This window comes from Sphingomonas sp. LH128 (assembly GCF_000293195.2).
GTDB classification, from domain to species: domain Bacteria; phylum Pseudomonadota; class Alphaproteobacteria; order Sphingomonadales; family Sphingomonadaceae; genus Novosphingobium; species Novosphingobium resinovorum_A.
Window position 1 is genome coordinate 1 of sequence record NZ_ALVC01000249.1, and the last position, 10,206, is coordinate 10,206.

The following is a 10,206-nucleotide window of genomic DNA, read 5'->3' on the forward strand; positions in this document are numbered from 1 at the left end:
AACAGGGAGGATAAAATGCCTTCACCTTGGATGGCGCGCGGCCAGCGCAATTCCGGCAAGGTTCTGCTCACGCTTGATCCACCGTATGCGCGCAGGACGAACCTGAGCCGCCAGCGCAAGGAAGCGCGCCGCGTGCCGCCCCGGGCCATGCCCGTCGCGCAAGGCCCGGTTGGCCTGACGCACAACCTCCGCCGCATCGCCGATCAGCTCGACCTGTTCCAGCCCCTGCTCCCGGCAGAGTTCCAGTGCATGGATCAGCGCCAGCCACTCGGCATCGCTGTTGGTGCCGCAGCCGCAATCCTCAAAGACATGCGCCACCCCGCGTATCACCACGGCGACTTCGATGGGGCCGGGATTCGGACGGCAGCCGCCGTCGAAGAAGACCTTCAGGCGCTTCATCAGCCCGAGCGGTGGTAGGGATGCCCGGCCAGGATCGCGGTGGCGCGCCACAGCTGTTCGGCGAGCATCGCGCGGACCATCAGGTGAGGCCAGGTCATGCGGCCGAAGCACAGAAGGTGGTCGGCCTGCGCCCGCGCCTCGTCACCGTGGCCGTCGGCGGCGCCGATCAGGAAGCGGCATTCGCGCACGCCCTCGTCGCGCCAGCGGCCGAGCAGCGCGGCGAACTCTTCCGAGCTCATCAGCTTGCCCCGCTCGTCGAGCAGGACTTCACGGACCGGGGTATGGGCGGGAGGCGGCACCTTGCCGCCGACATCGGGCAGCTCGCTGTGCCTGAACGGCCAGGTGATGCGCTTCGCGTAGCGATCCAGCATCTCACCCTCGGGCGAGCGGGCGATCTTTCCGCGAGCGATGATGTGCAGCAGCATGGGTTCAGGGTGCAATCAGGCCGGAACGCGGGGACGGAGCAGGGCCCCCGCGTGATTTCCTTGCGATTTTCCGGTCACCGTCGCGACCGGAGGATCATCCTCTAGGCAGCGGTCAGGCTGCCCCGGACGGGCCGTCGAAGCCCCACATCCGCTCGAGGTTGTAGAACGTGCGCACTTCGGGACGGAACAGGTGGACGACCACGCTGCCCGCATCGACGAGCACCCAGTCGGCCGCCGGAAGGCCCTCGATACGCGGATGGCCGAAGCCGTTCTGCTTCAGTCGCTCGCCGAGTTTCTGCGCCATGGACGCAACCTGGCGGGTCGAACGGCCCGAGGCGATCACCATGAAGTCGGCGATGCTCGATTTGCCGTCGAGGTCGATCGTCACCAGTTCCTGCGCCTGATCGTCGTCCAGCGACGAAAGCACGAGGTTCAGCAACGGATCATCGCTTTCGATCGTGACCGGAAGCGGGGTGGCGCCGGTTGATTCCGGCTGTAGTTCTGCCTGTGGCATCTTGGTTGGGTTCTGCTCCTTTCAAAACCGACCGGGCAGGATGAAGGCCATCCTGCCGCGTTCGATCGTTTGCCGTGTAAGCCGGGTATGCGGGAAGATGGCCTGAAAGCCGATCATTCCGCCGTTCCGGGGATCAAGTGGTACGTGACCGCGTCACGCGAAGGTCGATCTGAGAACCTTCGTGCCCAGTCCGGATCGGCCTGGCGTATCGCCGTTGCCGACCGCGTATCGGGGTCGAATCGCAATGTCACCAGCGCGGGTGCGCTCCACTCTTCCGGACCGCGAAGACTGGTCAGGGGTCTCCGGAATTTCCCCAGCCAGGCCATCGCGGGGCTCGCGAGGGCAGCGCCATCATACCCCGGACGCGCGATTACCGCAATCGGCATGAGTCGGCACAGCGTCCGCCAGTCCTTCCAGCGGTGCAACTGGGCGAGGTTGTCCGCCCCCATCAGCCATACGAAGCGCCGTTTCGGGTAACGGTGAAGGAGTGCGCGGAGGGTGTCGACGGTGTATCGGGTGCCCAGTTCGCGCTCGATCGCGGTGGCCCGGATGCGGGCGCCCCGCGCCTGCTGCTGCGCCGAGCGCATCCGCGCGGCCAGCGGGGCCATCCCGGCCTTGGGTTTGAGCGGATTGCCCGGCGAGACCAGCCACCACACTTCGTCGAGCGCAAGCGCCTCGACGGTGAACAGGGTGACGCGGCGGTGTCCACCGTGGGCCGGGTTGAAACTGCCGCCGAGCAGGCCCGTGACGGGCCCGGGGCGGGTTCGGGTCCGCCTCAGAACCAGATTCAGGGCCGGGCCTGCCCGGTTCCGCGCACCTGCCACTTGTAGGTGGTCAGGCCCTCCAGCGCGACAGGTCCGCGTGCGTGCAGGCGGCCGGTGGCGATACCGATCTCGGCGCCGAGGCCGAATTCGCCACCATCGGCGAACTGGCTGGAGGCATTGACCATCACGATCGCGCTGTCGACTTCGGCAAGGAAGCGCTCGGCCGATTCCGCGTCTTCGGTAACGATCGCATCGGTGTGGTGCGAGGAATGCGCGGCGATGTGCTCAAGCGCCGGTTCGATGCCGTCGACCACGGCCACCGCCAGAACGGCGTCGAGGTATTCGGTGTCCCAGTCCTCCTCGCTGGCAGGCAGCACGCGCGGGTCGAGCGCCTGCGCACGGGCATCGCCGCGCAGTTCGCAGCCCGCGTCGAGCAGGCCGGCAACGACCGATTCGCTCTCGGGGAACTGGGTGTCGAGCAGCAGCGTCTCCATCGCCCCGCAGATGCCGGTGCGGCGCATCTTGGCGTTGAGCGTCAGGTCGCGCGCCATCCCGGCATCGGCCGAGGCATGGACATAGGTGTGGCAGATGCCGTCGAGGTGGGCGAGCACGGGCACCCGCGCATCGGCCTGCACCCGCGCGACGAGGCTCTTGCCCCCGCGCGGCACGATCATGTCGATGAGGCCCGCCGCCGTCAGCATCGCGCCGACCACCGCGCGGTCCTGCGTCGGCACCAGCTGGATCGCCGCCTCGGGCAGACCCACGGTGGCGAGACCCTTCGCGAAGGCGGCGCGGATCGCGTGGTTGGAATGGATCGCCTCGCTGCCGCCGCGCAGCAGCACCGCGTTGCCCGAGCGCAGGCACAGCGCGGCAGCGTCGGCGGTCACGTTCGGGCGGCTTTCGTAGATGATGCCGATCAGGCCGATGGGGATGCGCACGCGCGACAGCTTGAGGCCGTTGGGGCGTTCGCTGGAAGCGATCACCTCGCCCACCGGATCGGGCAGGCCCGCGACCTGATCGACCGCATCGGCGATTCCGGCCAACCGCGCGGCATCGAGCCGCAGGCGGTCGAGCATCGCACCTGACAGTCCCTTGGCCTCGCCAGCCGCGATGTCCTTGGCGTTGGCTTCGAGAATTTCCCCTTCCGCCTCGCGCAGCGCCGTGGCGGCGGCGCGCAGGGCGGCGGCCTTATCGGCGTCCGTCAGCTTCGCCAGTACGCGCTGCGCGGCCCGGCCGTCACGGGCCAGTTGCTCGACAAGCGCCTCGGGCGAGAGCGCTGCGGGTTCGGCGATCAGGGTGCTCTGCAAGGTCATGGGCGCGGCCTATCATTCCAGCGTGCAGTTGTCACCGGAATGCAGTGGCCAAAATGCACGCATGCAATCGATTCGCATGTCATCTCACGGTCGCGCAAAGGTAAGGTTCCTCGGCTCACCGCTATCTGTTTTCGTCTCGCCCCGATTCCGCAGAGGTTCGGGCCAAGCCGATTCGCTTTGGTAACTACCGCCTGCTACCGGCGCGATCCGGGACTGAGACATAGATTTCAAGCGGGGTCGTTTTGCTTTCCAAGTCAACCGGGGCGTTCATCCAGCGCCTCAGGACGGCGTTCCCCGACCGCGAGTTCATCATGCGGTCGCAGGGACAGGTCCGTTTCATCCGCGTTTCCGCGCGGGCACAGAAGATCGCCGCAGGTGCGGCCGTCGGCGTGCTCGGCATGTGGGCCGCATCGGTCGGCGCTCTGGCGCTCTCGCAGGCATCCGTCGGCAGCGAAAGCGCTGCCCTCGCCGAGCGCGCGGCCAATGTCGCCAAGGCCGAGAAGAGCGTCGCGCAGTACCGCCGCAACGTCGATTCGGTCGCGTCCGACCTCGCCCGCCGACAGCAGTTCATCGAACAGATGGTCGATGCGCATATCCAGGAACTCCCCGAGGAGTCCGGAGATACCCGACCTACCGCGCAGACCGAAGCGACCGCGAAGAAGGTCAGCGCCGCCGTTCCCGGCGTCGGCAACCTTGCCGACATCGAGGCGAAGCAACTGGCGCTCGTCGATCGCCTCACCCGCTACGCCGACCAGCGTTCGGACGCCGCGATGGCCTCGATCCGCAAGCTGGGGCTCAATCCCAATGCGATGATTTCGCGCGCGCGCATGGCCGAGGGTGGTCCGCTGGTGAAGCTGGCGACCGGGGCCGACGGCAGCGTCGATCCGCGCTTCCTGACGATGGGCAAGAGCCTTGCCCGCATGGACGCGCTGGAGAACGGCCTCGCCTCGATCCCGCAGGTGAGCCCGGCGCATGTCGCCTACGTTTCGTCCAGCTATGGCTATCGTTCGGACCCCTTCACCGGCGGCGCCGCGTTCCACGCGGGCCTCGACTTCCCGGGGCCGATGGGCTCGCCGATCTACGCCGCCGCCAAGGGGCGCGTCACCTTCGTCGGGCAGAAGTCCGGTTACGGCAACTGCATCGAGGTGACGCACGGCAACGGGCTGATGACCCGCTACGGGCACCTTTCCGGCTTCCGCACCCGTGTGGGTCAGGACGTCGACGCCGGGGCGCTGATCGGTGCAATGGGCAGCACCGGGCGCTCGACCGGCCCGCATCTCCACTTCGAGGTTCGCGTGAACGACCATCCGGTCAACCCGCGTCCGTTCCTCGAGGCGGCACGTCTTCAGGGGGCGAACAACAGCAGCAACAGGGGCCAGGAGGAGAACCACTGACATGGCCAAGGCCTTCATAAGCTCGCGTGCGAGCATCAACAGTTCGAGCTTCTCGATGCTGGGCGGCGACACCGTCATCAGCGGAGACATTTCGGCAAGCGCCGACCTGCATGTCGACGGCAGCGTCAACGGCGACATTTCCTGCAAGGCCCTGATCCAGGGCGAAGGCAGCGAGATCAACGGCGCGGTGCGGGCCGAATCGGTACGCGTCGCAGGACTCGTGCGCGGATCGGTTTCGGCGCGCGAGGTCGTGATCCTCAAGACCGCGCGGATCGAGGGCGATGTGTCCTACGACACGCTGACCATCGAGCAGGGCGCGCGCCTCGAAGGGCGCCTGTCGCCCAATGGCGGACAGATGCCGCCGTCGATCGCTCGCCTGCCCGCTTCGGCGCCGATCGAGGTCATCGCCGAGGAAGACGAAGAGGAGCTTTCGGCGGCGGCGGAGTGAGGGCTCAGCCGTGACCCTTCGACAAGCTCAGGGTGGGCGGAAGTAGTGTAAACCTCAAACCCCGCTCAGGCTGAGCTTGTCGAAGCCCCCCGAGAGCGGACACGAAAAAGGGGACATGGGATCGACTCCCATGTCCCCTTTTCGATTCAGCCGTCAGGCCAAAGCGAAGTTACTCGCCGCGCGCCTCGGCGGCTTCGGCAGCGCGCTTGGCTTCGAGCCAGGCGGCGACTTCGGCTTCCTGCGCGGCTTCCGACGCGGCCTGAACCTGCGCCTGACGCTCTGCGCGCAGTTCGTCGATCAGGGCCTGACGGTCATCGACCAGGCGTTCGTCACCCTCGCCGGTGTCCTGGATGCCCGCCTTCTTCGCGGCCTTGGCGACGAGGGCGTCCAACTCGCGCTGCGAGCACAGGCCCAGCGTGACCGGGTCCTTGGGCGTGATGTTGGCGATGTTCCAGTGCGAACGGTCGCGGATCGCCGCGATCGTGTTGCGCGTGGTGCCGATCAGCTTGCCGATCTGCGCGTCCGAAACCTCGGGGTGGTTGCGCAGGATCCAGGCGATGCCGTCCGGCTTGTCCTGACGCTTCGACACCGGGGTGTAGCGCGGGCCCTTGGTACGGTTCTGCGCGAGCGGCACCTTGTGCATGCGCAGCTTGTAGTCAGGGTTGGCCTGCCCCTTCTCGATCTCTTCCATCGTCAGCTCGCCCGAGCGAACGGGGTCGCGGCCGGTATACTTGCTGGATGCCAGATCGTCGGCCATCGCCTGGACTTCGAGCATGTGCAGGCCGCAGAATTCTGCGATCTGCTCGAAAGTCAGCGAGGTAACGTCGACCAGCCACGAGGCGGTCGCGTGCGGCATCAGCGGAGTGGGCTGGCTCATTCTCTATCTCCGGCGGAAACAATAAGGGCCGCCCCTTCGCGGAGCGGCCTCACGGTTTCGATTTAGGGAATTTTTGCCGAAGGAGCAAGCAAAAGGGGCCGAAAATTGCGTCATTCCGTCGATGCGTTTCACGTGAAACGCGCATTTCGTCATGATTTGACGGCACTCAAAGGCACCCAAGGGTACCATAAGTGCACCTTCACACCTCCAGCACGATCTTCCCGACGTGGTCTCCGGCCTCCATCCGCGCATGCGCGGCGGGGGCTTCGGCGAGCGGAAAGCGCGTGTCCATCACCGGGCGCAGCAGGCCTTCCTCGACCAGCGGCCAGGCGCATTCGAGGATCTCCTGCGCAACCGCTTCCTTGAACGCGTCCGTGCGCGGGCGCAGCGTCGAACCGGTCAGCGTGTAGCGCCGGGTCATGACCACCGCCATGTTCACCTCCGCTTTCGCGCCGCCCTGCACCGCGATGGTGACGTGGCGGCCATCGGGCGCGAGGCACTTGAGGTTGCGCGCGACGTAGCTACCCGCGACCATGTCGAGCACCACGTCGACGCCCCGCCCTCCGGTGATCCGCGCGACTTCCTCGACGAAGTCGGTGGCCTTGTAGTCGATCGCGTGATGCGCGCCGATCTTCAGCGCCGCCGCGCACTTGTCGGGCGAGCCGCAGGTAACGATCACCGTCAGCCCAAAGTGCCGCCCCAGCATCGCCGCCATCGTGCCGATACCGCTGGTGCCGCCGTGGACGAGCAGCCACTCGCCCTCACGCGCGCAGCCGCGCTCGAACACGTTGTGCCAAACGGTGAAAAGAGTTTCCGGCAGCGCCGCGGCTTCCGCAAGGGACAAGCCCTCGGGCACCGGCAGGCAGTGCCCGGCCTTGGCGATGCAGTACTGCGCATAGCCGCCACCCGAAACGAGCGCGCAGACTTCCTGACCGGGGAGGAACTGATTCACACCTTCGCCCAATGCCGCGATGGTGCCGGAAACCTCCAGCCCCGGGATCGGCGAGGCGCCCGGCGGCGGCGGATAATTGCCAAGCCGCTGCACCACGTCGGGGCGATTGACGCCCGCGAAGGCGACCTTGACCAGCACCTCGCCGGGGCCGGGCCGGGGCACCGTGACGGTTTCAGGGCGCAGGACTTCGGGGCCGCCGGGTGCATCGTAGCCAACGGCGGTCATGGTGACAGGAAGGTCAGCTAACATGAACCTCCCTGTGCCACAGGATGCGGGGGGTGGGGAACTCCCTTTCTTGGCCCTGCCTCCCGAAGCGGGACGGTGCCTGCGGCCGCACTGACAAAGTCTCTCGATTTTATGATGATAGTGGTGTTCACTCCACTTCGGGTCGCAGCCGTACCGTGCGGATGGGTTCATCAGAGGAAGTACGGAAGTGGGCGTGTCGACTATAGCTCTGTCCGTCCTGTTGGCGGGCGGCGGAGCCAACCTTCAGGATCACCCGGCGATCGGGACGCCAGGTGCGGTGACGACTCCCGTGCCGGAAGTGGCGGCGCAGCCTCTGCCGGACGTGGCGCCGACCATTCACGCTCCTGCCCCGCCTGCGGGAACGCCCCCGCCCGGCAGCGTGCCTGCGGCGGAGGACGAGAACGTCATCATCGTCAGTTCCAGCCCCCGCCAGATAGAGGCCGACCCGTTCTCGGGCGTCAATGCGGCCAGCTTCGCGGTGGTGGAGGCGGTGGACAAGGTGGTCGTCGCCCCGGTCGCGGGAACGTACGAGCGGATCGTGCCCAAGCCGATCCGCAACGGCCTGCGCAACTTCCTCATCAACCTCGCGGAGCCGATCGTCTTCGTGAACTACCTGCTGCAGTTCAAGCCAGGCAAGGCGATGGAGACGGCAGGCCGCTTCGTCATCAACAGTACGGTCGGCGTCGCCGGTCTGTTCGACATGGCCAAACGCAAGCCGTTCCGCCTGCCTTACCGCGAGAACGGTTTCGCCAACACTTTCGCCTATCACGGCATCGGCAACGGGCCGTACCTGTTCGTGCCCGTTCTGGGTCCGACGACGGCGCGCGATCTGGTCGGACGCGTCCTCGACCTGTCGATCTTGCCCACGCTGTTCGGCAAGCCGTTCAACAAGCCGGTCTACGGGCTTTCCACCGGCATCGTGAAGTCGATGAACGACCGAGTCGCCTTCGACGAGCAGATCAAGGCCAATCGCGCCGCCGCCGACCCTTACGTGGCCACGCGCGATTTCTACCTCAAGCGTCGCCAGGCCGAAGTGGATGCACTGCACAGCCCGGAATACCGCGCGCGCAAGGGCATTGCGGAGCCGGGGGTGGACGGCAAGTAGTGGGTGGAGAGCGGGGCGCAAACACGGGGCGCCCGCTCAAACACGCCCGTCATCCCAGCGAAGGCTGGGACCGCTGGCCGTCGTGCTGAACGCTGCGGGCTGGGCGTATGCGGCAAGCACGCAACGTCCGCTCAAAAACGCTCGTCATCCCAGCGAAGGCTGGGACCGCTGGCCGTCATGCTGAACGCTGGCGTGCGGGGCTTTTGTGGCAAGTGGTTTGCGAACGACAGTGCGCAACAGGGTCATAGCGGTCCCAGCCTTCGCTGGGATGACGGGTGTTTTTAGGATGGCGAGTGTCTGTAGGGTAGCGGGCGGTTGTACGATAACGGGCGCTTTGAACGGCGCCCCCGCTCACAACAAACGCTCGAACAGATCCGCCCATTCCGGTTTGGCTTCCTCGATAAGCCGGATCTTCCATTCCCGCTTCCACGCCTTCATCGCCTTTTCGCGCCGAATCGCATCCTCGATCCGGCCGTGCGGCTCGATCAGCACCAGCCGCTTGAGCCCGTATTTCCGACAGAACGCCGACCCCGCACCGCCGCGATGCTGCATCATGCGCGCGGGCAGGTCAGCCGTGACGCCGATGTACAGCACGCCATGGGGCTTGTTGGTGAGGATGTATGTCCAGCCAGGCATCACGGCAGCGTAGAGCAGACGGCCAGCGGTCCCAGCCTTCGCTGGGATGACGACAGAGTTTTAACCCGGCCTCGCGCCGGAACACATATCCTCCGGCCAGTCGAAGGACCCATTGACAGCCTCGCATTCCAGTCCGATGCTGCACCGCAATGGACGAAGAAGACCGACCTCTGCGGCGGTCATCCGAGGGCGACTTCGGAGCCGCCAGCCACCTCGCCGGTGAAAGCCTCGATCGCTATTCGCTGGACGAACTCGACGCGCGGGTTGCGCTTCTCGAAACCGAGATCGCCCGCATCCGCGCGCACCGGAACGCATCATCGGCTCACCGCCTCGCGGCGGACGCCCTGTTCAGGCCGCGATCATCTTGAGAATCGCAGCCTCCTCTGGCAGCCTTCGGGCGACCTCGGGCGCTTACCCCCATGCCCACCCTCGCAACCATCCTGAACGTCCCTATATCAACCTCGTAACCCTGACCCGCCAATCTCCCCTGCGGGCCGGGAACCTCCCGGGAGAGCCGTCCCTCACGATGAAGGTCGCCTAAATGCCAAGTTTCGCCCAAAGCCTTGAAAAGACCCTGCACTCGGCTCTGTCTCACGCGTCTGAGCGGAGCCACGAGTACGCGACGCTCGAGCACCTGCTGCTCGCGCTGATCGACGACACCGACGCGGCGCAGGTCATGCAGGCCTGCGGCGTGGACCTCGGCGATCTGGGCGACGTGGTGCGCCAGTATCTCGATCAGGAATACCAGTCGCTCAAGACCGAGGAAAAGGGCGATCCCGCCCCGACCGCCGGTTTCCAGCGGGTGATCCAGCGCGCGATCCTGCACGTGCAGTCGTCCGGCAAGGACACCGTGACCGGCGCCAACGTGCTCGTCGCGCTGTTCTCCGAGCGGGATTCGTATGCGGTCTACTTCCTGCAGCAGCAGGACATGAGCCGCCTCGACGCCGTCAGCTATATCAGCCACGGCATCGGCAAGGGCGGCAAGCGGATCGAGGATCGCACCGCCAAGGGCTCGTCCGACGAAACCCCGCCCACGCCCGAGGACAAGGCGGAGGCCAAGGCGTCCGCCAACAAGAAGGATTCGGCGCTCGACCAGTTCACCGTCAACCTCAACGAGAAGGCGCTGGCGGGCA

General features: G+C 66.4%; 13 protein-coding genes. 5 read left to right on the plus strand and 8 right to left on the minus strand.

Annotated features, from left to right (window positions below; genetic code table 11):
• Positions 1–21: 21 nt before the first annotated feature.
• From LH128_RS19405 to LH128_RS19425, 5 genes are all read right to left on the minus strand, one after another.
• A complete protein-coding gene (locus LH128_RS19405; protein ID WP_008831381.1) occupies positions 22–399 on the minus strand; it encodes a ribonuclease HI in 378 nt (125 codons plus the stop codon).
• On the minus strand, positions 399–824 hold the full coding sequence (locus LH128_RS19410) for a 23S rRNA (pseudouridine(1915)-N(3))-methyltransferase RlmH (protein WP_008831382.1): 426 nt from the start codon (positions 822–824) through the stop codon (positions 399–401). The genes LH128_RS19405 and LH128_RS19410 overlap by 1 nt, the downstream gene beginning before the upstream one ends.
• 112 nt (positions 825–936) lie before the next feature.
• Entirely contained in the window at positions 937–1,338 is a 402-nt protein-coding gene (gene rsfS / locus LH128_RS19415) for a ribosome silencing factor (protein ID WP_008831383.1), read from the minus strand.
• A gap of 113 nt (positions 1,339–1,451) precedes the next feature.
• A complete protein-coding gene (locus tag LH128_RS19420; RefSeq protein WP_008831384.1) occupies positions 1,452–2,162 on the minus strand; it encodes a nicotinate-nucleotide adenylyltransferase in 711 nt (236 codons plus the stop codon).
• Entirely contained in the window at positions 2,126–3,415 is a 1,290-nt protein-coding gene (locus LH128_RS19425; protein ID WP_008831385.1) for a glutamate-5-semialdehyde dehydrogenase, read from the minus strand. Before LH128_RS19425 ends, LH128_RS19420 begins: the two co-directional genes overlap by 37 nt.
• 242 nt (positions 3,416–3,657) lie before the next feature.
• Between LH128_RS19425 and LH128_RS19430 the strand changes: the two genes are divergently transcribed.
• Both LH128_RS19430 and LH128_RS19435 read left to right on the plus strand, forming a co-directional pair.
• A complete protein-coding gene (locus LH128_RS19430) occupies positions 3,658–4,809 on the plus strand; it encodes a M23 family metallopeptidase (RefSeq protein ID WP_008831386.1) in 1,152 nt (383 codons plus the stop codon).
• 1 nt (position 4,810) lies between these two features.
• Positions 4,811–5,257 (plus strand): bactofilin family protein, encoded by a 447-nt coding sequence (locus LH128_RS19435; protein WP_008831387.1) that lies wholly within the window; start codon positions 4,811–4,813, stop codon positions 5,255–5,257.
• Positions 5,258–5,426: 169 nt separating this feature from the next.
• Here the strand turns inward: LH128_RS19435 and LH128_RS19440 are convergent, their stop codons facing one another.
• Together LH128_RS19440 and LH128_RS19445 are read right to left on the minus strand one after the other, a co-directional pair.
• Positions 5,427–6,134 carry a DUF1013 domain-containing protein gene (locus LH128_RS19440; protein ID WP_008831388.1) on the minus strand — a complete coding sequence of 236 codons (708 nt, stop codon included), beginning with the start codon at positions 6,132–6,134 and terminating at the stop codon, positions 5,427–5,429.
• 199 nt (positions 6,135–6,333) lie between these two features.
• Entirely contained in the window at positions 6,334–7,335 is a 1,002-nt protein-coding gene (locus tag LH128_RS19445; protein WP_008831389.1) for an NAD(P)H-quinone oxidoreductase, read from the minus strand.
• Between the two features lie 190 nt (positions 7,336–7,525).
• Here LH128_RS19445 and LH128_RS19450 point away from each other — a divergent pair, with 190 nt between their 5' ends.
• A complete protein-coding gene (locus tag LH128_RS19450) occupies positions 7,526–8,437 on the plus strand; it encodes an MlaA family lipoprotein (RefSeq protein ID WP_172705112.1) in 912 nt (303 codons plus the stop codon).
• Positions 8,438–8,788: 351 nt separating this feature from the next.
• Here the strand turns inward: LH128_RS19450 and LH128_RS19455 are convergent, their stop codons facing one another.
• Positions 8,789–9,073 (minus strand): GIY-YIG nuclease family protein, encoded by a 285-nt coding sequence (locus LH128_RS19455; RefSeq protein ID WP_008831391.1) that lies wholly within the window; start codon positions 9,071–9,073, stop codon positions 8,789–8,791.
• A 149-nt stretch (positions 9,074–9,222) separates the two neighbouring features.
• Between LH128_RS19455 and LH128_RS19460 the strand changes: the two genes are divergently transcribed.
• On the plus strand, positions 9,223–9,441 hold the full coding sequence (locus LH128_RS19460; RefSeq protein WP_008831392.1) for a DUF1192 domain-containing protein: 219 nt from the start codon (positions 9,223–9,225) through the stop codon (positions 9,439–9,441).
• A gap of 173 nt (positions 9,442–9,614) precedes the next feature.
• On the plus strand, positions 9,615–10,206 hold a 592-nt coding region (locus LH128_RS19465; RefSeq protein ID WP_008831393.1), incomplete at its 3' end, for a Clp protease N-terminal domain-containing protein.